Consider the following 23,873-nt stretch of genomic DNA (forward strand, 5'->3'; position numbering starts at 1 on the left):
ATTGCAGTAAAATCAAATAAAGATTTTAAAAGGGGCATGCCGAATGAACAGGATTTATGTACATTTTTTCGGGACTCCAATGATTTATCTTGATGAAAACAGGACAAGCTTTCCCTTCAAAAAAGCAGAAGCACTTTTTTATTATTTGGTTATTAAGAAGAGGGCTTTGAAGGATGAACTGTCTGCGCTTTTTTGGCCTGATATTGAATCTGAAAAAGCAAGGAAGAATTTACGAAATTCAATATATAATATCAGAAATATATTGGGGAAGGATGTTCTGCTTTCACCTCAAAAAGATTTTGCAGCGCTGAATCCCGAAATAGAAATACAAACAGATATAGAAATATTTGCTTCAACAAACAGCAAAGAAGCCTTGTTCTTATACAAGGGTGAATTTTTAGAGGGCTTTTTTATCAAGGATTCAGATCGTTTTGACTCATGGGTATTTGAGCAGAGAGATTACTATAATGAATTATACAAGTCAAAATTGGACAATATCATAAAAGGCTCGATCAATAAAAAGGATTACAAGGATGCAAGGCAATATCTTAAGCAGTACATATCAACAGATGAATTTAACGAAGAGGCTTACAGGACCTTGATGAAGGTTTATGCGAAGGAAGGCTTGATAAATGAAGCCTTGGATTTGTATGGTAAATTGAAATACAGGCTGGAAACGGAGCTTTCGGTTAAGCCGGATGCAGAGACCGCTATGCTGTATAAAAGACTCCTGGAGGCCAAAAATCACCGACCGGCATATCTTAGAACCAATGGGGGAAATTTCTTTTATGGGAGGCTGAGAGAACTATCTTTGATGCAGGATCTCTTTGCTTCATTTTTAAATAATATAAATGCTCAATCCTTTATACTCATAGGTGAGGCAGGGGTGGGCAAAACCGCCCTTCTTCAGCATTTCTTAAATAAAATAGATACAAAGGATATGATTTTGCTCAGGACCGATTGCAATGCTAACGAAGAAAAATATTCTCTTAGGGCATGGACACCTATTTTAGCAAAAATAATTAAGGTATATGGGAAGAAAAATATGAAGATACCCGAGGCTTGGGTAAATATAATTGCAAGTCTCTTTCCCGGAGTGTTGGAAAATGTAGAAAATTATCGCAATGAAGCCTTGTTGAATCCAAGCGCTATCGCTTATGGAATAGTGGAGGAAATAATGTCCGGCATTCTTTCCGCTTTGAGCCGGGAGAATAAGCTGCTGGTTATAATTGAGGATATTCAATGGATCGACAGCCTAAGCCTTAGTATTATCTCAAAGATTATTTCTGTTGATAAAAATAAAAAAATATTGTTCATAATGACCAGCCGCAATGAATATTTAAAACGCACTTCATACTTTGTATCGGAGCTGTCCCGGCATCATCTGATAACCAAGTTTGAAATTCAAAGGTTTACCAGGAATGAGGTGGCGGAGCTTTCTGCTGCCACATTGCCTCAAGGCATGGCAGATAAGGAATTGACGGATAAAATATATGCCGAAACCGAAGGCAATGCATTTTTCATAACCGAATGCCTTAATTTGCTGAAGAGCGGTGAAGGCTTGACAGCTTTGTCCCGAGGCATGGAAGCTATTTTAAGCACCAGAATATCTTATTTATCCGATGAAGCACAAAAGATACTAAATATATTATCGGTATTCTTTTCTCATATTAATTTTGATCTTGTCTTATCTTTAAGCGATAAAAATGAGCTGGAGCTTTCAGATATTATGGAAGAGCTTCAAAACAAGTTTATCATTGAAGAAATTTCTTCCGATCATTCGGGCTATCCCTGCTATAGGTTCACCCATGCAAAAATTCGAGAATTTGTGTATTCAAAGCTTTCCTCTTCAAAGAAGAGCATCATGCATAATAAGGCAGGACTCATTATAGAGACCGGATTGAAAAATGAATTTACAGACAGCTCTATTTATCCTTTGCTGATATATCACTTTACCAATGGGGGCAACAAGGCAAAAGCTCTATATTATAGAGTGAAGCTTATATATACATATTTCCCGCTGAAAAATGAGTTGTTTCCCACGCTGAATGATATTTATCTGGGCATCAACTATTGCTATATGACGCAGAGAGATATGGATAATCATATAAAAGAAATCAATGCTCTCATAGAAGAAATCAGGATTGAAGGAGGAAACCTAGAAAATCAGTACGGAACAGATATGATGGTTATGCACATAAAAGGGCAATATTGTATATGGCAAGGGGATTACAGGAATGGAACCGGCTATATCAATAAAATGATACAATTATCGGATAAGATCCATAATGTTGAATATGCTGTAAAAGGCTATCAGCAAATGGTTTACTACGGTATACAGATAAACAATGCTAAAACCGTAGCCTTTTACTCCAATAAAATCCTTGACGCGGCCAAAGAACATAATATAGAAGAGCTCATAGGCATTGCTTATAGATTTCTTGGGGTATATAATTCAATGATATTGGACTTTGAAGAAGCTAAGAGTTTTTTTAGACGATCGATATCATTATTTAAAAAATTAGAATTAAGAGGTAAGCATTATACTTTAAGTATAGCTGCTTGCTTTAACTACATTGGTGAGATAAACCGGCGGGAGAAAAATTATACTAAAGCTATAGAATGCTTTGAAAAATCAATAAAGCTTTGCGAGCAAAAAAATATATTTATAGGCTTGCAGGTTTTTTATACAAATGCCGGACGCGCTGCCTTCGATATGGAGGATTACTCCAAAGCTAAAGCTTATCTTGTCAAAGCTCTTGATTATTGCAAGAATTGCAATTTCTTAGGAAGCCAATCCATTGCCAATGGAATAATGTGCATGGTATATATCAATGAAGGAAAATATGATGCTGCCCTGGACAGCTTTGTAAAGGCCAATGAATATGCCGGGCGTTATAAAAACGATGATATATACAAATTGCTGAATGATATAAAATCTCGTATTCAGGATATGATGCTGGCGGATGTGCAGTTAAAAAATGTTTTTTATCATAGGTTGAGCTAAAATCCAAAATATTCACAATAATACGAATATTTGACGTAATTTAGACGCTGCTCATATATAATGTTAATAATGTTCTATATTGTTAATTAATGGGCGTCGAATTTAAAAAAGAAGGGGGCGGTTATCGATATTATCAATTAATCAATTCAAAACCCGGCATAATATCATCATCCTAAAAAATATGCTAAAGGGACAAGAACATACTAGGAACATAAGCAAATCAAACGTATTTGACCTTGCTAATAGCTCTAAAAATGGGGTAATTAAATATATTGGAGCTACTTTTAATCTCAGCCTAAATACTCTGCATTACGCAACAATTCTACAATGCCTAAATAAGGGCAATGTGAAAAACACTCTTCTACGAGCTCATATGCGCCATGATTTTATCGTCTACCCCTGCCACCAGCCTCCTTTATTGTAGTCGGGCTACAAAGAAATTAAACGTGGTCTACTAAATAAATAACTGGAGAATATGAAAAATTTCACTGAGAATTGAATTATTTGAAAAGATTTTTGAAATATGAGCTATATATTTATTTATATATGCTCCTAGAGGAGAGGAGGATGTGTATGAAAGCAGCTATTTATCGTGGGACAGAAGATATTGTTATTCAAGATGTACCTATGCCTGAAGCCCCTGCCGGCGGGATGCTTGTAAAAGTTCATGGCTGTGCCGTGTGCGGCTCGGATGTAAGAACCTACTTTTTTGGCAATTCAATGATTACGCCTCCGTGGATTATTGGACACGAAACGGCTGGCGAAATTATTGAAAACAACTCTGGAAATGGTATGCAGGTCGGTCAGAGAATTACTGTTGGGACGGCAATACCTTGTGGCCACTGCCGGCAATGTTATTTGGGGCACTATACTATGTGTGAGAATATGACCGCACACGGTTTTGAATTTCCTGGAGGGTATGCGGAATACATGGCCATAGAACCATATGCTATTCAACAAGGTGTACTTAATTGCATCCCCGAACATGTCAATTCTGACGAAGCCTGTCTTACCGAGCCGCTCGCCTGTGTTCTCAACGGGCAGGAAATTTTAAACGTAGGGCTCGGTGATCGGGTTCTGGTCATAGGTACTGGTGCAATTGGCTGCATGCATATCCAAGTTGCACATGCGCGTGGAGCGGCGATGGTGCTCGCACTCGAATTAGATGATCGGCGGTTAGCTGTTGCAAAGGAATTTGCTGATCATATTGCAAATCCTGCAAAAGAAGACCCCAAAGAATTTGTTGACCGGTGGACAAAGGATTTAGGCGGAGTAAATGTTGTTATTGTGGCATGTGGGGTAGCAAAAGCACAAATGCTGGCCTTAGAGTTAGCCTCTCCGAGAGGACGAATTTGTAATTTTGGCGGACTCCCAAAGACTGATCCTATGAGCACTATTAATGCTAACTTGATTCACTATAAAGAGTTAAGCATTTTTGGCAGCTTCTCATCAAATCCCAGACAGAATCAACAAGCGCTGAGCTTGATTGCATCCGGCGCTGTCAATGTGAAACCACTTATTTCCAAAAGTTTGCCACTTGACCTGCTTGAATCCGCAATTTTAGAAATGAAACGCGGAGAAAGCATGAAGATTGTGATCCATCCTTAAGCAGATAAGGATCAAATATATTTGTACGGAGGTATAATCAATGAGTGCACAGTGTGGAAAAAATGTTCGTTTGTCCAGAATTATTAAAAAGTCTACAGGCAAAAGTGTCTCTGTCGCATTCGACCATGGGCTGGATGATGGTCCGATGCTGGGAAATATTCATCCCCGCGAAACCATGGAAAAAATTATTGAGGGTGGCGCAGATGGTGTACTGATCTCTCCGGGTTGTGCGAGAATTTGCAATGATTTGCTCTGTGATGACAACGCCCCTTCCGTTATCCTGCGTCTTGACTGGACCAATACATTCCGGGCCCCTGATGAACTCAACTATGAGGAAGGGCGCAATATCCTGATTAGCGATGTTGAGTCCGCGTTAGCCTTGGGTGCGGACGCAGTTCTAACCTTCATGTTTATCGGATACGAACATTCGGAAGTCGAAGCAAGAGAAATCGCCAAGAATGCAGAAATTTGTCGTGCTGCAGCACGCCTTGGTATCCCTCACATTATGGAGCCTATGGCCCGAGGTAATGCTAAGCGCACCGCCGGGAGAGAAATGGACCCGAAACTGATTGCCTTACATACACGCATGGCAGCCGAAATTGGAGCTGATGCCATCAAAACTGACTATACTGGCGACGCTGTGAGCTATGCCAAAGTCATTGATGGATGTCCTGTACCCATTTTAATTGCCGGCGGACCCAAGACTAGTTCCGTGAAAGAAAGTCTGGATATGGTCAAGGGAGCCATCGATGCTGGAGCCTCCGGAATCTTGTTAGGCCGCAATGTTGTCCAAGCCAAAGACCCTGCCGAAATGATTCGTGCGTTGAGAGCCATTGTTCACGGCGGAGAAGAGGTCGATTATGTTCTCAAACATTTCGACATCTGATGCTTCCCGTCATCTTGATACATTCAAAAAAATGGTAGTGGACCATTCTGTTCTTACGCAAGATGAGACAGCAGACTTATTTGAGTACCTTATCAGCACACCGGAAGCCTCATGTCTGTGCTCTGCCGCTCTCGCCGTGATGCAATATCGCGGCGAGAGCGAAGGCGAAATATTAGGACTCTGTCAGGTTATGTCTCGTCGTATGAAGAGAATTTCACTTTCAGTTGATAATGCCATTGATATAGGGGGCACAGGTGGTGGTCGCTCTACCTTCAATATCTCCACTGCGGCAGCACTCATTGTTGCTGCTGCAGGGGTCCCGGTATGTAAACATGGAAACTATAGAGTTTCCAGCCAATCAGGTAGTTTTGATGTGTTAAGTGCCCTCCAATTAAAGATTGAAAAGTATACGTCACCAGAATTTGCAAAACAAATATTCGAGAACTATGGAATTACTTTTCTATCAACCAGGGCCTATCACGATCATCCTGAATTTCTTATCACCGTCAGAAATCAATTGGGAATCAGGACAGGATTCAATATCATTGGTCCTCTTTTAAACCCTGCTTGCGTTCAATTTCAAGTTGTTGGCGTATCAGTAGCGGCAGAGATGCCATTCATGGCTGAAATTTTGATCAATCAGGGACGCAAGGGTTTTATACTTGCGCACGGCCTTGATGGAATTGATGAGATCAGTCCTTGTGCTCCAACAAAAATTATCGAATACAGAGAAGGTGTACTGCAGTCCTATACACTAACCCCAGAGGACTTCGGCTTCTCCCCTCTTAATCAAGAATTATTATATGGTGGGCCACCAGAAGTAAACGCAAAAATCGTTTCTGGTATATTAAATAATGAATTACCCGATCGTCTAAGGGTAGTCCTTCCGACTGCTGCTGCATCATTATATATATGTAATGCTGTTTCAAGCTTGCCGGAGGGGGTACAGCTTGCCCAGGAAACAATTAAGTGCGGTAAAGCCGCAAAATTGCTTTCTCAACTGCAGGCCTGCTAGTTAGAGTCAATAGTTTTTTATATAAAATCAACGTAACTATGTTACGAATTTATTATACTAGGGGGGATTAAATGCGTACACGAGTTAAATTCTGTGGGATCACATCGGAAGCAGATGCTATGGAGGCAGTTGCTGCTGGTGCAGACTCACTTGGCTTTGTTATCTCTAAAAGTCCTCGTCAAATTCATCCAAAGAGTGTACGGGATATAGTTATGAAACTACCTCCAATGGTAACCTCAATAGGCGTCTTTGTGAATGAAAATGCGGCATATGTAGAGCAGGTTTCTGAGCTCTGTAAGTTCAACGCAATTCAGCTGCAAGGGGCAGAGAATCTTGATGAATTTTCTTTCAAGATACCAGTGATCAAGGCATACAAGATCAATGCCCCTCACGATCTTAAACAATTAAATATTGACACAAGAATATGTGCTTGCCTTTTTGACAGTAAAAGTCATGATGCCCCTGGGGGTACAGGAATCACATTTGACTGGAATATTATAAAAGGCACTATCTTTCCGAAGCCTTTAATTTTAGCCGGTGGGCTTACTCCGGCCAATGTAAGTGAGGCTATTAGGGTATTGCGGCCCTATGCAGTTGATGTTAGCAGCGGGATAGAGAAGGCTAAAGGGATCAAAGACGTTAATCTTATGCACGCATTTGTTCAGCAGGTAAGAATGGCAGACCGGTCTGATTAAAAAAGAAAAGACAATTTTATTATGAACTATTACTACAGTGATCTGCTTAAGGGGGTATCCACATGACATTTAAACTATTGATTACTTCAAGATCATTTGGCACCGTTGAGAGTGAGTCAAAAGCCCTGTTAGAAAGCGAAAATATACAAGTTGATCACGCCACAGCCTCAGAATTTGATTCATTAATAGAAAATTACGATGCTCTTATTATCGGTGCTCATCCATTTCCAAGCGAGCTTATGGAGAAGTGTCGCAAGTTAAAAATAATTTGTAAGCATGGTGCTGAAATAGATAATATTCCTCTGGCAAAAGCAAAAGAGCTCGGAATTATAGTAACAAATGTTCCGGGTGTGAATTCGCAGCGTGTTGCAGACTTGTCATTTGGCTTATTACTGACTATAGCACGGCAAATTGCATATACCAATATGCTGGTTCATAATGGAATATGGCAGACAGCAGTTGGTACAGATGTATTTGGGAAAACACTGGGGATCCTTGGTTTAGGTGCAATTGGGAAAAACGTCGCTCTACGTGCAGAAGGATTTAGCATGCGCGTTTTGGCTTACGATCCATATGTAGATACAATTCCAGCAAATCTGTCTTTTGTCTCCCTTAAAGATTTGGAGTACGTCCTCCAAAACAGCGATTTTTTGTCTCTACATTTACCACTAACTGAAGAAACATTTAAGCTTCTAACTGAGGACAGACTTCTGCAAATGAAACGAGGCAGCTATATTATTAACACCGCAAAAGGCGAACTAATTGATGAGGATGCGCTTTTTAAAGTGCTAAAGTCAAAGCATCTTGCAGGTGCAGCCATGGATGTATGTACGATTGAACCTATCGCCCCCTCCAACCCATTGCTTTCTTTAGAAAATGTTGTCATAACACCGCATATCGGTGTCTATTCCAAGGAGGCAATTGCAATGGTCAGTTTAATATGTGCCAAAAATATTGTTGCTCTAAAAAAAGGATTGCCAATTTCATTTGTTATTTAATAGACAGTATCAAATATGAGAGGAGGAGATTAAGCTATTTGTATGCAAACCAGTTTAAGGTAGAAATTTCGTAGAAAAATCAATGTGGATTAAGAAGGGATGATACGATGAGTAATTATTATGCCGATAAACTAAACTCCCAAAGTCTGTTTCAGGTATATGAGACGGATATTCCTCGCGTCAAACAGTATTTGGACGCTGAGATCGATTTCGTCCGGAAGAACCTTTCCGGATCGGAACGTGTCTTAGAAATGGCTGCTGGTTACGGCCGCATTGTGAAGGAACTTGCCTCTTATTGTGGTTCCATCGTAGGAATGGATATCTCTGCCGAGAACGTGGAATTGGGCAAGGAGTATTTAAAGGACTTTCCTAACGCATCCATGGTGACCATGGACGCTCATAAGATGACCTTTGACGACACCTTCGACGTCATTCTTTGCTTGCAGAATGGGCTTTCCGCCGTGCGGGCAAATCCTGCCGTCATCGATAACATCATTAATCTCCTCGCACCGGGAGGCGCAGTCTATTTCAGCAGCTACAGCGCTAGGTTCTGGGACTGGCGTGTGAAATGGTTTGAGGAGCAGGCTGCCAAAGGGCTGCTCGGCGAGATTGACTATGACCAGACAAAGAACGGCGTTATTATTTGTAAAGATGGTTTCAAAGCTATGACACATTCGCCCGAAGATTTTAAAAAAATCGGAGACGCAATTGGTTTGCCCTACCAGATCAAAGAAGTGGACGAATCCAGCATTTTCCTCATCATTCAGAAAAAATAACTGGTTATTAGCCAAATAAAGGAGATAGTCCTCCTTGCCGCCCCCTTGTGCCTTGTGCCCATCGGGAATGTTTTTTATCATATATGCTCTGACAAACCGAGTCTAAATCCAAAATATTCATAATAATATGAGTATTTGACGTAATTTAGACGTTACTCATATATAATGTTAATAATGTTCTATATTGTTAATTAATGGACATCAAATTAAAAAAGAAGGGGGATATTATGAGCAACGTAAATATCGAAAGCAACCTGAAAAAACCATACAACGGGGTTAAGGCTTTTAAGTTTATACTTTACAGCTTAATAGGTATTTTTATGTTTTTCGTACCTATTGAAGTAGGCGGTAAAAGTTCAATTCCTCTTGACCACATCGTAAATGCAATCAAAGCAATACCTCATTATGGCACTATATATGGAGGAATAATCGTAGTAATTGGCGGTATTTATCCTTTTATTACAAAGACATGGAATAAAGACAAAGTGACAACGGTATTTTCTATTCTTAAGCTATTAGGTATAGTTTTTGTTTTTATGGCAATTTTTAAGCTTGGTCCTGCTGCTTTCTTCGAACCTGATATGATGCCATTTATATATGATAAAATCGTAGTGCCCGTAACTACTATAGTACCGATAGGATCTGTATTTCTGGCATTCCTTGTAAGCTATGGATTGATGGAGTTTGTCGGTGTTCTGATGAAGCCCATAATGAGACCCGTATGGAAAACACCGGGACGTTCGGCTATAGATGCGGTTGCATCCTTTGTAGGCAGTTATTCATTAGCACTCTTAATCACTAATAGAGTTTATAAGGAAGGCAAGTATACTGCTAAGGAAGCTTGCATAATAGCTACAGGCTTTTCCACAGTGTCTGCGACTTTTATGATCATAGTTGCAGGAACCCTTGGGATAATGGAATATTGGAATCAGTATTTCTGGGCTACCCTTGCAATCACATTCATAGTTACCGCAATAACAGCAAGGATGTATCCCCTAAACAGGAAGTCTGACAAATATTATAACGATCAACAGGGTGTTATTGAACCTGAACCGAAGGGCAACAGATTGAAGATGGCCTGGGAAGAGGGTATGGAAGCCTTTGATAAAGCCCCCACTGTTTTTCAGAATATAATTATAAATCTTAAAGACGGTATGAAATTGGCTATAGCTATAGGCCCGAATCTTATGGCCATTGGATTCCTTGGCTTGATAATAGCTAATTTTACTAACTTCTTTGATATTGTAGGGTACATATTCTATCCGTTTACACTTCTGCTCAGAGTTCCGGAGCCTCTTTTAGCCGCAAAGGCAAGCGCTATCAGCATAGCTGAGATGTTTTTGCCTGCTCTTGTTGTAGCGGAAGCTCCAATGATAACAAAGTTTATAATCGCCATAGTTTGTGTGTCGGAAATATTGTTTTTCTCGGCTTCGATACCTTGCATGCTGGCAACAGATATTCCTTTGACAGTAAAGGATCTTATTATAATATGGATTGAGAGAATTATACTCTCGCTGATACTGGCAGCGCCTATAGTTTATCTGATTTTATAAATGAGAAGCGGCATGGTTTTACGAGCAGGCGGATAAGGGACTATTGGGAGAGGACTTTGGCCTTTTTAAGCCCATATTATGTAGCGGTTATTACATAATATGGGCTTATATATATTTCCATCACACATGTTATCACAATATTGAAAATATATTCCTTCAAGAGTACAATTATCCTAAAAGGGGGGTTAAATCAATGATACAAAAAAATCTTAGTTCCTATTCAGGGCTTGTTTCACGTTATACAGAGCTGCGTATGCAGGAAAACAGAAGCCTGGAGATAGCATTTGTCAAAGGAAATCTTATTCGCAACATTAAGGATGTGGGGAGCGGCGTCAGTGCGAGAGTTTGCAAAAATGGCTCCTGGGGTTTCGCATCCAGCCCTGAATTGGATTCTGAAAATATCAAGTCTGTCATTAAAGCAGCAAATGAAAACGCAGCTTTTCTGGATTTGCGAGAGAACAAAGGCAAAAGCATGCCGGAGCAAGATGGGGTATCCTTTGAAAAAGACTTCTCAACAAAAAAAACAAGGCTGAGCCAGAAGCAAATCATGGATTTCATCAGAGAAATAGACAGCCATATAGAAAAGAAATACCCGGGACTTAGCAACAGAGCAGTGTCACTGGAGTGCCTTGATATGGAAAAATCGCTTATAACCTCCGAAGGGGCGTCTCTTTATTCCATGCTTCCCAGGAGCATAGTGCGCATAGCGCTTACCATGGACAAAGGCAGAGGCCCCATTGAGGTGAATGATTCCATGGGAGGATTGGGACAATTTGAAGACATATTCGGCTCTCCATCGGATCTGTATGGAAGGATTGATGATTTATACCGGCATCTTCTAAACAAATGCGAAGGCATTTATGCCGAAGCCGGCACCAAAACCTGTATTCTTGATGCAAAGCTGGCAGGTATTTTGGCTCATGAAGCCATAGGTCATACTACAGAGGCTGATCTGGTTTTGGGCGGCTCTGTAGCGGCAAATTATATGAATAAGGAAGTGGCAAGCCCTCTTATAACCCTTGTGGATTTTGCCCACACCGCATTGGGCAGCAATTGCCCTGTTCCCATATACATAGATGATGAAGGGACCCTTGCAAAGGACGCTGTCATAATAGATAAAGGCATCCTGAGGAGCTATATGCACGACAAGGAAAGCGCAGCGCTCTTTGGCGCAAAGCCTACCGGGAACGCAAGAGCCTTCCAATTCTTTGACGAACCGCTGATCAGGATGAGAAATACTGCAATACTTCCGGGCTCCAGCAAGCTCGATGACATGATAGCATCCATAGATGACGGGTATTATTTGATTCAGCCGAGCAACGGGCAGGCCGATACCACGAGTGAGTTTATGTTTGGAGTGACTTTAGGCTATGAGATAAAGAACGGAAGGCTTGGAAGGGCGATTAAGGATATAACTATTTCAGGCGTTGCCTTTGATGTATTGAAGACGGTCACAATGGTTTCTGACGATATGAAATGGATCTCAGGAGGATACTGCGGCAAGAAGCAATTGATCACCGTTGGCATGGGCGGGCCGGCAATAAAATGTAAAGTAAATATAGGGGGTAGATAAAATGGAAAATAAGAAATTAGCAGATTATTGTATTAACTCCCTTCGGGAAGCCGGAATAGATAAGGCTGAATTTTATTTGACAACCAGCAAGAAGTATGAATTGAATACAGCTGGCGATGAATTATCCCTTATGCGCACTACTTTTGATACAAACGTAAATATTACGGCTATTAAAAACGGCAAAAAAGGCGTAATAAGCTTAAATAAAACTGATGAGGAATCATTAAAGGATGCTATAGACAACGTAATAGAAATTTCCAATGATTCGGAGGAGGATGCTGCAAATGATATTTCTCCTATGCAGCCTGTAAAAAGCTTCAGCCGGGGAGAATGTGAGCCGGATCTTGATAAGATGTATATAAGACTGAAGAATTATCTCACTGAAATCAAGACTTCATATCCTAAAATAAGTTTAATGGAGAGCTATTTAGACTTTACACATAGATGCGACTATTATGCCAACTCCAACGGAGTGGAATTGAGCTCAGCTAAGGGTAATTATAGCTTCCAAACGATGTTTTCATCAAAGGATGGAGAAAGATCCTCTTCATTTAACTACACAAGCTTTTCTGCTGATGATATAGATAGAGAATTGTTGGACTGCGCTTCTATAAAGCTTTTGATCCAACAATCCGTTGAACAGCTTTGTACAAAACCGCTGGAGGGTAAATTCATCGGAGATGTGGTGATTGCCCCGGATTGTCTTGAGGCCATGATAGAGATGTATCTTGGAGTGTACCTTAGAGATATGGCGCTGATCTCCGGTACAAGTGCCTTAAAGGACAAAATCGGCCGGAAGGTAACCAGTGAAAAGCTTACACTGCATTCAAATCCTGTGTCCGATGAAATTTCAAGCGGCTATTTTATAACGCCTGATGGATTTGAAGCAAAGAATATGACTATAATCGATAAGGGCATATTAGAAACCTTTATGCTCAGCCTATACGGAGCGAACAAAACCTCCGGGGATAGAGCATTGAATCCTGGCGGTGCATATGTCGTAGATCAGGGAGATAAGTCCCTTGATGAAATCCTGAAATCAATTAAAAAAGGCATATTGGTGGTCAGATTTTCCGGAGGAAACCCCAGCAGGAGCGGAGACTTCTCCGGTGTGGCAAAGAACAGCTACTATATTGAGGATGGAGAAATCAAATATCCGGTGAGTGAAACTATGATCTCGGGAAATCTATACGAAATGTTTAACAATATTACAGACATATCAAAGGAACGAATAGACTATGGAAGAGCAATCCTGCCATGGATTGCGGCATCCGGGGTCACAATATCGGGCAAGTAAGACGAAGCGCATTAGCTTCGTCTTCTTCTATTCTCCACATAATCATAAAACGCTTCCAGCCGCGTCTGGTAGCCTGCCTCCCCTGTTTGTTCATCGACTATGAGATATAGTATCGGTATGCCGTAATCCTTTTCCACTTGAGGGAGTATGGAGCGGGAGACTATTTCCGGCATGCAGCTCAAAGGATATATCTGCACAAGGCCGTCATAGCCTGATCTGGCGTAGTTTACAGCATGCCCTATGCACTGCTGAGTATGGCCTCCTATGAGCACAGGGAGATAGGGTTTAGATAATTCTTTTTCCATCTTATATGGCCTTCTTACTGTAAATGGTTTAATTATATTATTTTCCGTCCATTCCCTTATGGTCATGGATCTATGAACTTCAACCCCCATGTTGCCCAATTTTTCTTCTACATGGAGGTTGGAAAAAGGATCAATAATGGTGTATATTTCTCCGATTATTCCTATTTTCAGGGGATTCATATCTCTATCAATATCAAGAGCCAGCATTTTATCAATGGTTTCTCTGATTAGATTGCGGATCTCAATAGTACCGTGGGTGCTTAGAACTTCAGATTTGAAATTATGCATTATATTATTTACCTTTGATTTATCCTTGACTCTAGGTCTTATATAATATTGAATATTGTTTAATTCGTCTATATCTACACAAACCTTGTAAGCATCATAAACAGACTTAAAACCTTTGATTCCTTTGCCGCCGCTTAACCGCTTAATGTTGTCGAAAAGATTTGATAATCCTTCTCTTGGCGGGTCGATTATTATCATGTCCACATCATAACCCATATCTTTCAGAATGAGCTTTTGAAGAGGGCCGTAATAGCCGAAACGGCAAGGGCCGCAGCTTCCTGTTATTACTATTGTATCTGCTCCGGCTTCTATGCTTCTTACGTAGTTGCCAAGCATAATTTTAAAGGGCAGGCACACACTTTCAGGCGATTCTTTAGCGCCTAATCTTAAGGTTCCCTCTGTAGTAAAGGGAGGTATTATGCTTTCAATACCCAAGTCATCAAACATAGCTTTAACAGCAATATATGCTTCACCCATATGGGGGTATGTAAGCTTCACAGTCTTTTCCTCCTGTCTATTAGGTCTAAAAATGCTTCCAAACGAGTATTAAAATTGGCATCACCGGTATGTTCATCCAGTGTTATTACCATAAAAGGTTTCTTATAGGTTTTTTTTCTTAAACGCTCAATATAATCGATGGATAAGGAATCAATACCACAGCCAAAGGAGGTCAGTATGAGGATTCCGTCAATTTTGTTATTATCCATCATATATAAGGCGCTGCCTATAAAATCCTTGCCGCTGCTCCAGAACATTCTTTTCTCAAGCATGCCGCATTTTTCTTCGATAACTTTTTTCTCCAACATTTCCGGCAGCAAGAACTTGATGCCTTTATTAGATAGCTTTTCTAAAAGCTTCATGTTTATGAAGCCATCATAGAGAAGATAGGGATGAGTAGCAATACCAATTAAAGGGCCATTATGGCTTATAGGAATATCCGCTTCACCCATATATTTCTCGGGAAGATTGCCTTTTAGCAGGCTGGTCTGGTATAGGTTATGCTCTCTAACCGCTTTGTCGGCGGCCCTCTTTATACGGTATGGATTATTGGTGAACATTTTTCCAGCTTCATAAAGCGATTTGATAAGATTGCTTTTGCTCTTGTACAGATCGATTTCCACATCGATTATGTGAGGAAGCTCAGCAATAGAGTATTTCACCATTTCCGGGAGGCCGCCGAACTTAGGGCATATGTACTCTTTGGGAACTACACTGGTCAGCCTGGGAAGGAGCATATGGTCAACCTTATCCTTGAGATAATGGGCGTGTCCGTGATATACCTTTACCGGCAGGCAGGCATCATCTATGCAATATCTTGAGCCCATATCCAGTATCTCTTTGTTGGTCTGGGGAGACGGCACTACCTCTGCACCCAGCTCTGTGAGAAATGCTTTGGTAAAGGGATAGTATTTGTAGAAGTACATGCCTCTTGGAACACCAATTTTCATACTCAAAAAAATCACCTCTCCATAGCTAGTATTATTAGCCGTGAAGAGGTTTTTTAAACGCTTTTTTGTTTAAACCACGGAAGGAGAGACAGAGAACACGGATTAACACGGAAGAGTATTGATTTTATCGGTACTATAGCTAAGAATAAGCATATGTGCAGTTCACAAAGGTATTTATTTTGACAACTCTTAGCAAAATCAATATATATGTTTACTTGCATATATGCTTATTCTTTAGTTACTTCAGCTTTCTCCTATAAAATAGAACTGCCAAAGCGAACATCTATATCTGAAGCACATATCATATATGCACGCTACAGTATCTAAAAAATAAATGCCTTTCCGTGTTAATCCGTGTTCTCCGTTCCCCTATGACTCCAGAGCCTCGCCCTAATCCCCTGAGTTCTGAGCTCTGAAGCCTGAGCTCTAGACTCATACCCAAAGCCAGAGGCCAGCGGCTAGAAGCCAGTAGCTTATATAATTCCGTATAAAATCAGCCCCAGCCCGCCGGATATGACGATTGCCAAAATAGGATTGATTTTAAGCTTATATACCCCTAAGAAGACCAGCACTCCTATAATTATGCTTTTGTAATCCGTAAAGGATACCTTGCCGATGGTATAGCAGGCTGCGGCAATGATACCCAGCACAGCAGGCCTGATGCCTTTGAGTATCCATTTCACCCAGCTTAGGTGCTTGAATTTATTAAAGTATATAGAAACGATAAGGGCCAAAATCGTAGGAACTAAAAGCACCCCTACGGTCCCTATCAAAGAGCCCCAGAATCCTGCCACTTTGTAGCCTACGTATGTAGAAGAATTTACAGCAATAGGCCCGGGGGTCATCTCAGCTACTGCCACAATATCTATGAACTCTTTGGTATCGAGCCAGCCTTTTCCCTGAATTATTTCCTTCTGTATAAAGGATACGACTGCATAGCCTCCGCCAAAGCTGAAGGCACCGATTTTTAAGAAAGAAAAGAGTATTTGCAATATCAAATTCATTGTTCTTTCTCCTCCTCTCTGAAAAAGAAGAAGCCAATAATTCCGGACGCTGTGACTGCTATAAAGGGATGTATATTTAGAAATATCATGCCCAATAAGGTCCCAACGGATATGATTATATTTTTTGCTTTAAAGCCTATGGCTTTTGCCAGCTTTATGACGGCGTAAACGATCAATGATACCACTGCTGGCCTTACACCACTGAAAATATGCTGAACCATTATATTATCCTTTATGCTGGTAAAGAAAACCGCGATGACCAGTATGATCAGGAAGGAAGGCAAAGCCGTAGCAAAGACTGCAGCGAGAGCACCCGGTATTCCTGCCATCTTGTAGCCCACATATGTAGCAGCGTTTGTGGCAAGAGGCCCCGGCAGGCTGTTAGTCAATGCTATGGCATCTAAAAACTCATCCTGAGTTATCCACTTTTTATTCTCAACAATTTCCCTTTGTATCACAGGGACCATTGCATAACCGCCGCCTATGGTAAAACATCCGATCTTGAAGAAGGTACTGAAAAGTTGATAAAGCATAATCTCACCTACTGTCATTAAAATATAATTTAACTTGTTGTGATAGCTGATAAAAGAGTATTTTGTGAAGAGGCTTAGAGTTTGTTAGCCATGCGAGTTTTGACGCAGCCCTATACAAGCTTACAAAGTCTTAGCCTTGAAGCTCTATACTTGTTATCAGCTACCACAACAGATTAATTTTATATTACGTTATTTGAAATGAGCTGTCAAACGCACTGAAAAAAGGTATGTAATATAAGAGGATGTACAGTATAATATAATTATCCGAGCACAAAAGAATATTTAAAATGCAGGAGGTTTTTACATATGAAGAATAATATAATAAGGGATATAAATCTGGCTCCTTCTGGTCATAGAAAGATTGAGTGGGTAAAGAGGAATATGCCCGTGCTTTCAAAGATTGAAGAGGAATTTAAAAGGGAAAAGCCTTTCACGGGCAAAAGAATAGTCATGTCAATACATCTTGAGGCTAAGACGGCTTATCTTGCAAAGGTATTGAAAGAAGGAGGGGCTGAGGTCTCCATTACCGGCAGCAACCCCCTGTCCACACAGGATGACGTAGCTGCCGCATTGGCAGAGGACGGATTGCATGTATATGCCTGGTACAATTCAACAAATGAAGAGTACAACGAACACCTCAATGCGGCATTGGATATAAAGCCGCATATAGTGATAGATGACGGAGGAGATCTGGTGCATTTGCTCCACAGCACGAGGACGGAGCTTGTTTCTGAAGTACTGGGAGGCTGCGAGGAAACCACGACAGGGGTGCTGAGGCTAAGGGCGAGAGATAAGGCAGGCCAGCTTTTATTCCCTATGATTTCTGTAAACGATGCTTACTGCAAATATCTTTTTGACAATAGATACGGTACCGGGCAATCTGTATGGGACGGTATAATGAGGACCACAAACCTTATCGTAGCCGGAAAAACGGTAGTGGTCATAGGCTATGGTTGGTGCGGCAAGGGTGTAGCCAACAAAGCAAAGGGCCTGGGCGCAAATGTGGTCGTTTGCGAGGTGAACCCTATCAAAGCCATAGAAGCCTATATGGATGGCTTCAGAGTGATGCCCATCAATGATGCGGCTTCAATTGGAGATTTCTTTGTTACCGTTACGGGATGCTCCAAGGTACTCACAAAAGAGCATTATGAGAAGATGAAAGATGGAGCCATACTTGCTAATGCAGGCCATTTTGATGTTGAGATATGGAAGCCGGACCTTGAAGCCATGGCGGCAGAGAAAAAACTCATGAGAAACAACATAATGGGATATGTGATGAAGGATGGAAGGGTCATAAATGTTTTGGCCGAGGGAAGATTGGTAAACCTGGCTGCCGGGGATGGTCACCCTGCGGAAATAATGGATATGAGCTTTGCCCTTCAGGCTTTTTGCGCCAAATATATAAATGATAATCATAAGGCTCTGGGTAAGAAGGTATATGAGGTTCCTGAAGAAATAGATAAGAAAGTAGCCTTTATGAAGCTTGAGGGAATGGGCCTTATGATTGATAAGCTCACACAAGAACAAGAGGAATACCTTAAAGGGTGGGGTGAATAGATGAGTCTGCTTTTGAAGAATGCTTCCATAATCACCTGTGATGAGACAGGCACAGTCATAGAGGACGGAGCCCTTGGTATCAGGGATGGGTTAATAGACTATTTAGGGAAATACGAAAATGAATTGCATAAAAAATATGACAGGGTCATAGAGCTTAAGCAGAAGACTATAATGCCGGGTTTTGTAAACGCTCATAACCATGCTGCAATGACTCTGTTAAGAAATTATGCGGACGATATGAAGCTGATGGATTGGCTTTTCAATAAAATATTTCCCCTGGAGGATAGGCTTACGGAGGAAGGAGCGTATTGGGGCTCATCCCTTGCCATGCTGGAAATGATAAAGGGAGGAACCACATCCTACTGCGACATGTATATGTTCATGGATAAGACTGCAGAAGCAGCTGCCCAATGCGGTATTAAGGCCAGCTTGGGCAGGGGTCTGCAAGGCGAATCGGGTGACGATATGGACTACAGGATATCAGAAGCCCTTGAGTTATACAGAAGCTTTCATAAAGGCAGTGACGGGCGGATAAGGGTGAACCTGGCTCCTCATTCGGTTTATACCTGCTCACCCGCTTACCTGGAGAAGGTTGCAAGGGTCGCCAGGGAAATTCAGGCTTCCGTACAGATACATCTTTCTGAGACGGGAGATGAAGTGACAAATTGTGTGGAGAAGTACGGAATGTCTCCGGTGAAGCTGGCTGACAAAGCAGGATTGCTGAATGAAAGAACGATAGCTGCCCACTGTGTTGCAGTGGACGATGAAGATATGGAAATCCTCAGGGAAAGAGAAGTGAATGTAGTGCATAATCCCGGCAGCAATATGAAGCTTGCCAGCGGGATATCCCCCGTAAAAACAATGGCGGATATGGGGATCAATATAGCATTGGGCACTGACGGGGCTTCCAGCAACAATAATCTGGATATGCTTGAGGAAATCAGAACCGCATCATATCTCCAGAAAGTTATTTCAAAGGATCCCACAGCTCTTCCTGTGGATCAGGTCCTTAAAATGGCCACCGTAAACGGTGCCAAAGCTTTGGGCTTTGAGAATACAGGGGTCATAAGAGAAGGCATGGCCGCAGATCTGATAGTAATAAATACGCAAAAACCCTGGTATTATCCCAGATACAATACAAAATCTGCCATAGTTTATTCGGGAAACTCTTCCGATGTTGAATACGTCATAATAGATGGACGCCTTATCATGGAGAAAGGCGAGATAATAACTATGGATGAAGAGCGAATTTTATATGAAGTTCAGAAGATAGCGGAAAGGATGTCATCCATATAAGGGGGAAACAGGTTGAAAAAATTTGTAGCTGTTTTTTTATCTATGATAATAATAACAGGCGCAGCAATATTCTATATCACATACATATGGACCCAGAACCCATATGAGCCGGACAAGAACCATCTCATAATAGGGGGAGACATTATCACAGATATTGAGGAACCTTTGCTGGAGGATGGCAATATACTTCTTTCCTTCAATGCAATAAAAAAATATCTGGACCCTAACGCATATTGGGATGAAAAGCTGGGCAAGGTGGTTTTTACTACCAAGGACAAGCTCATCACCATGAAGACGGACAAGCTGAGTGCCATGGTAAATCAAAAACCGGTAGATTTGAATATCCCGGCCAGAGTGGTTGATGAAACCCCCTATATACCCATACAATTTTTGCAGGAAATGCTGGATATTACTGCCACCTTAGCTTCGGGAAGAATTGCGGTAATAGATTACAACAGGGAGCCTGTAATAACGGGAAAATTGCTGGAGCCAAGGGGTATAAAAAGAGACAGCAGCATATTTTCACCCTTTGTGGTAAAAAAGCTTGATGCCGGAGAAAAAGTGAGAGTGTTTGACCGGGCCGGGAAGTGGTGCAAGGTCAGAACCAAAGACGGTGTGATGGGATATATAGAAGACAAATATCTTGAAACCGGCGAAGAAGCCAGACCTGAGCCTCTGCCTCAGGAGCCTGCCATAGAACCCTTTAAGCCGGAAAAAGGGAAGATAAACATGGTATGGGAGCATGTGGTGAATAGGAATCCGGACATAAGCAAGCTAAAGAAGATGGAAGGCCTGGATATAGTGTCTCCCACATGGTTTGCCGTGACGGACGGAGAAGGCAATATAGCTAACAAAGGCGATATGGAATATGTGGAGTGGGCTCATCTGAACGGTTATCAGGTTTGGGGGCTGGCCACAAATGATTTCAATCCCGATAATACCCATATATTTCTAAACAATACGGATACCAGAGAAAAGATCATAAACCAGCTTCTTATTTATGCAAATCTGTATAAACTGGATGGAATCAATATAGACTTTGAAAACATATATGTAAAAGATAAGGACATGTTCACCCAATTCATGAGAGAACTGTATCCTTTGTGCAGAGAGCAGGGTCTCACATTATCCGTAGACGTGACCATGATATCGGGAAGTGCAAATTGGTCCCAATCCTTCAATAGAAAAGCCCTGTCCGAAGCCGTGGATTATATGGCGGTCATGGCCTATGATCAGCACTGGGCATCAAGCCCCAAGGCCGGCTCCGTAGCTCAATACAAATGGGTGGAATATGGGCTGAAGAGGATACTGGAAGAAGTCCCTGCAGAAAAGATAATACTGGGAATGCCGTTTTATACAAGGCTCTGGCAGGAGCAAAAAGTGGATGGAAGCATAAAGGTGAGCTCAAAGGCTTTATCAATGAGCGGTATACAAAAAATACTGAAGGAGAAAACCCCCGAGGTCAAATGGGATGCAGAGAGCGGCCAGTATTATGCTCAATATAAAGAAAATGAGATAACATATAAGGTTTGGATAGAGGATGCCAGATCTATAAACCTGAAATCCTCCCTTGTGCACAAATATGGCTTGGCCGGAGCCGCAGCATGGAGGAGAGGCTTTGAGACTGAGAACATCTGGGCTGTGATCGCTGATAATCTCAAGGATAAGGAAGATTATCAGCAGTGGGCACAGGCGAATAATTTTGACCTATTATCATTGGAATAGGCAATAGCATCCATGTATATCTGAGTACGGGTTTTAGAACTCAGGATTCAGAGCTCAGAACTCAGGGGATTAGGGTTAGACTCTGGGGTCAGAGGGTTACGTAAACCACTGAAAGACACGGAAAGGTTTTTCTAATGCCCATATCACACAGGAATGGGAGTCAATCCGTGTTCTCTGTTCCCCTATGACCTTAGCAGGCTACCCTAGCTCTCGCAATACGCAACTCGTAACTTTTACTTATTCCGCTACAGTAAAATAGCATCCATGTATAGACTAAGTATGCTTATATACTATACGTGACTATACATGGATGCTATTGACTTATGGAGCTTATCATCAGTCCAAGGAGCGGTTTCCTAATTGTATTCAGCGGTGACTGAAGCTGTGGTATAATACTTTTAAAGGAGATGACATCATATGCAGATATAGAAAGGGGTCACTTAATGGACATAATAAAATTGCTCTTAATCTTTGCTAGCATAGCTCTGGTAATGAAATTCAACAAACCTCTATACATGTCAATAGCTGCAGGCATCGCAGCGGCAATAGCATTATATGGCATAAATGCCGCAGAAGTGTTAAGGCTCATGGCAATAGGCACATTCAGCAAAGCTACTTTGTATCTTGTTCTGGCGTTTTACTCCATCACATTTTTGCAAAGAATGATGGAAAAAAGGGGGCATATAGTGCTGGCGGAGAAATCCTTGAACAATCTATTTAACAACAGAAGGATAAATGTGATGATTGCGCCTTTCATAATAGGCTTGCTCCCGTCTGCAGGCGCGGTTTTAATCGCAGCCCCCATTGTTGATAATTCTGTAGGCGATTATTTGAACAAGGAAGAGAGGACATTTGCAACAAGTTACTACAGACATGTTTCAGAGGCCTTTCTCCCCACATATTCTTCAGTTTTACTGGCATTGAACCTATCCGGCGTTGACATGACATCCTTTGTATTGGCAATGCTGCCCATGGTTGTTGTGCTATTTTTATTGGGTTATTTGTTTTATATCAGAAAGATTCCCAGGGACACCGGAATGCCACCATCTGATGACAAAATGAAAGAAATCAAGAATATAATTGTCAGCCTTTGGGCGATAGCATTATCAATAACAATTATCCTGGTGTTTAAAATCACTGTACATTTAGCAGTCATACCGGTCATTGTTTTATCCTTCCTGTTGAATAAGTTCAGCTTTGAAGAAATAAAACCAATGTTCAAATCGGCTTTTGAAGCAAAGTTGATCATCAATACCATCATAATAATGATATTTAAAGAGGTATTGGCCTTTACAGGACTTATAGAAAGATTACCTGATCATCTTTCCATGCTGCCTGTCCCATCGATAGTTATTTTCGCATTGGTAGCTTTTCTAGGCGCTTTGGTCGCAGGGTCCCAGGGAAGCATTGCCTTGGCAATACCCCTGGCCTATGCTGCCATACCCGATGGAGGGGTAGTATTGCTGGTGCTTATTATGTCCATGATATATATATCCATGCAGATTTCGCCCATGCATATATGCCTGTCGATTATCACAGAGCACTATGGCACCCCATTTATCGATCTGGTTAAAAAAACTATGCCCATAGTGATAGCATTTGTGATAATAAGCTCGGCATATAGTTATTTATTATATTTAATTCTTTAGAAAGAGTGATAAGATGGCTTATACATATATGCTAAAGTGTTCCGACGGAACATTATACACAGGCTGGACAAAGGATTTGGATAACCGCCTGAAGGCTCACAACAGCGGTCAGGCATCAAAATATACAAGAGTGAGGCTGCCTGTTTCTATCGCATATTATGAGTATTTTGAATCGGACAGCGATGCTATGAAGCGTGAAGCGGCAATAAAAAAGCTGTCCCGCAAGGAAAAAGAGGAGTTGATCAAGCTAAGCATAAATTATAAGGAGGAAGATGCATGATTAAAGACACAATGCTTGAAAAGAAAGTCTGGGCAGTGATAGGAGCTAATCAAAACCCCGAAAAATTCGGCTGGAAGATATACAAAAGATTAAAGGATAAGGGGTATGAAGTATACCCTCTAAATCCTGCTTATGAAACGATTGACGGCGATATTTGCTATAAAAGCCTTTCTTCCATGCCTAAGGTTCCTGAGGTCATCAATATGGTGGTAGCCCCTGAAAGGGGAAAGCCGTATATAGAAGAAGCAGCAAAGCTGGGTGTGAAATACCTTTGGTTTCAGCCGGGCACCTTTGACAAAGAAATATTGGCTCTTGTAAAAGAGCTTGGCATGGAAGCGCTTCAAGCCTGTGTTCTTGTAGCGACAAATTGATAAAAAAAG

At 41.3% G+C, this 23,873-nt stretch carries 20 protein-coding genes; 16 read left to right on the forward strand and 4 right to left on the reverse strand.

The features are described 5' to 3' along the window. Positions 1 to 43 precede the first annotated feature (43 nt). The 10 genes from LJD61_RS04890 (at position 44) to LJD61_RS04935 (ending at position 13,408) form a co-directional block, all read left to right on the forward strand. Positions 44 to 3,007, forward strand: coding sequence for an AAA family ATPase (locus LJD61_RS04890; protein ID WP_255226390.1), 2,964 nt, complete (start codon positions 44 to 46; stop codon positions 3,005 to 3,007). Between the two features lie 573 nt (positions 3,008 to 3,580). Continuing rightward, entirely contained in the window at positions 3,581 to 4,615 is a 1,035-nt protein-coding gene (locus LJD61_RS04895; RefSeq protein ID WP_255226391.1) for a zinc-binding dehydrogenase, read from the forward strand. A 40-nt stretch (positions 4,616 to 4,655) separates the two neighbouring features. Then, complete coding sequence (locus LJD61_RS04900) at positions 4,656 to 5,501, forward strand: class I fructose-bisphosphate aldolase (RefSeq protein WP_255226392.1); 846 nt, start codon at positions 4,656 to 4,658, stop codon at positions 5,499 to 5,501. Continuing rightward, the gene (trpD, locus tag LJD61_RS04905) at positions 5,476 to 6,516 is read left to right on the forward strand and encodes an anthranilate phosphoribosyltransferase (RefSeq protein WP_255226393.1); all 1,041 of its coding nucleotides are present in this window, start codon (positions 5,476 to 5,478) and stop codon (positions 6,514 to 6,516) included. The genes LJD61_RS04900 and trpD overlap by 26 nt, the downstream gene beginning before the upstream one ends. 71 nt (positions 6,517 to 6,587) lie before the next feature. Beyond that, a complete protein-coding gene (locus LJD61_RS04910) occupies positions 6,588 to 7,211 on the forward strand; it encodes a phosphoribosylanthranilate isomerase (protein ID WP_255226394.1) in 624 nt (207 codons plus the stop codon). Positions 7,212 to 7,273: 62 nt separating this feature from the next. Next, positions 7,274 to 8,209 carry a phosphoglycerate dehydrogenase gene (locus tag LJD61_RS04915; protein ID WP_255226395.1) on the forward strand — a complete coding sequence of 312 codons (936 nt, stop codon included), beginning with the start codon at positions 7,274 to 7,276 and terminating at the stop codon, positions 8,207 to 8,209. 107 nt (positions 8,210 to 8,316) lie between these two features. After that, a complete protein-coding gene (locus LJD61_RS04920) occupies positions 8,317 to 8,985 on the forward strand; it encodes a class I SAM-dependent methyltransferase (protein WP_255226396.1) in 669 nt (222 codons plus the stop codon). 227 nt (positions 8,986 to 9,212) lie between these two features. Then, positions 9,213 to 10,538 (forward strand): YjiH family protein, encoded by a 1,326-nt coding sequence (locus LJD61_RS04925; RefSeq protein ID WP_255226397.1) that lies wholly within the window; start codon positions 9,213 to 9,215, stop codon positions 10,536 to 10,538. A gap of 193 nt (positions 10,539 to 10,731) precedes the next feature. Beyond that, a complete protein-coding gene (locus LJD61_RS04930; RefSeq protein ID WP_255226398.1) occupies positions 10,732 to 12,111 on the forward strand; it encodes a TldD/PmbA family protein in 1,380 nt (459 codons plus the stop codon). Between the two features lies 1 nt (position 12,112). Continuing rightward, positions 12,113 to 13,408, forward strand: a complete 1,296-nt coding sequence (locus tag LJD61_RS04935; protein ID WP_255226399.1) for a TldD/PmbA family protein — start codon at positions 12,113 to 12,115, stop codon at positions 13,406 to 13,408. Between the two features lie 11 nt (positions 13,409 to 13,419). Here LJD61_RS04935 and LJD61_RS04940 read toward each other — a convergent pair whose 3' ends face one another. From LJD61_RS04940 to LJD61_RS04955, 4 genes are all read right to left on the reverse strand, one after another. Beyond that, positions 13,420 to 14,499, reverse strand: coding sequence for a CoA protein activase (locus LJD61_RS04940; protein WP_255226400.1), 1,080 nt, complete (start codon positions 14,497 to 14,499; stop codon positions 13,420 to 13,422). Further along, complete coding sequence (locus LJD61_RS04945) at positions 14,496 to 15,449, reverse strand: acyl-CoA dehydratase activase-related protein (RefSeq protein WP_255226427.1); 954 nt, start codon at positions 15,447 to 15,449, stop codon at positions 14,496 to 14,498. Before LJD61_RS04945 ends, LJD61_RS04940 begins: the two co-directional genes overlap by 4 nt. Before the next feature lie 473 nt (positions 15,450 to 15,922). Further along, on the reverse strand, positions 15,923 to 16,453 hold the full coding sequence (locus LJD61_RS04950) for a chromate transporter (protein ID WP_255226401.1): 531 nt from the start codon (positions 16,451 to 16,453) through the stop codon (positions 15,923 to 15,925). Further along, a complete protein-coding gene (locus LJD61_RS04955; protein WP_255226402.1) occupies positions 16,450 to 16,986 on the reverse strand; it encodes a chromate transporter in 537 nt (178 codons plus the stop codon). Before LJD61_RS04955 ends, LJD61_RS04950 begins: the two co-directional genes overlap by 4 nt. Before the next feature lie 306 nt (positions 16,987 to 17,292). Between LJD61_RS04955 and LJD61_RS04960 the strand changes: the two genes are divergently transcribed. The 6 genes from LJD61_RS04960 to LJD61_RS04985 all read left to right on the forward strand — a co-directional run bounded on the left by LJD61_RS04960 (position 17,293) and on the right by LJD61_RS04985 (position 23,864). Beyond that, positions 17,293 to 18,543: an adenosylhomocysteinase gene (locus LJD61_RS04960; RefSeq protein ID WP_255226403.1), complete on the forward strand. Its 1,251-nt coding sequence runs from the start codon at positions 17,293 to 17,295 to the stop codon at positions 18,541 to 18,543. Further along, positions 18,544 to 19,839 carry an amidohydrolase gene (locus tag LJD61_RS04965; protein ID WP_255226404.1) on the forward strand — a complete coding sequence of 432 codons (1,296 nt, stop codon included), beginning with the start codon at positions 18,544 to 18,546 and terminating at the stop codon, positions 19,837 to 19,839. It begins immediately after the preceding gene. Positions 19,840 to 19,851: 12 nt separating this feature from the next. Beyond that, the gene (locus tag LJD61_RS04970; protein WP_255226405.1) at positions 19,852 to 21,564 is read left to right on the forward strand and encodes a glycosyl hydrolase family 18 protein; all 1,713 of its coding nucleotides are present in this window, start codon (positions 19,852 to 19,854) and stop codon (positions 21,562 to 21,564) included. Positions 21,565 to 22,007: 443 nt separating this feature from the next. After that, positions 22,008 to 23,213, forward strand: coding sequence for a DUF401 family protein (locus LJD61_RS04975; protein ID WP_255226406.1), 1,206 nt, complete (start codon positions 22,008 to 22,010; stop codon positions 23,211 to 23,213). Positions 23,214 to 23,226: 13 nt separating this feature from the next. Beyond that, complete coding sequence (locus tag LJD61_RS04980; protein WP_255226407.1) at positions 23,227 to 23,493, forward strand: GIY-YIG nuclease family protein; 267 nt, start codon at positions 23,227 to 23,229, stop codon at positions 23,491 to 23,493. Beyond that, on the forward strand, positions 23,490 to 23,864 hold the full coding sequence (locus LJD61_RS04985; RefSeq protein WP_255226408.1) for a CoA-binding protein: 375 nt from the start codon (positions 23,490 to 23,492) through the stop codon (positions 23,862 to 23,864). The genes LJD61_RS04980 and LJD61_RS04985 overlap by 4 nt, the downstream gene beginning before the upstream one ends. The last annotated feature ends 9 nt before the right edge of the window (positions 23,865 to 23,873 follow it).

Source organism: Lutispora saccharofermentans (assembly GCF_024363565.1).
In the GTDB taxonomy this organism is placed as follows: domain Bacteria; phylum Bacillota; class Clostridia; order Lutisporales; family Lutisporaceae; genus Lutispora; species Lutispora saccharofermentans.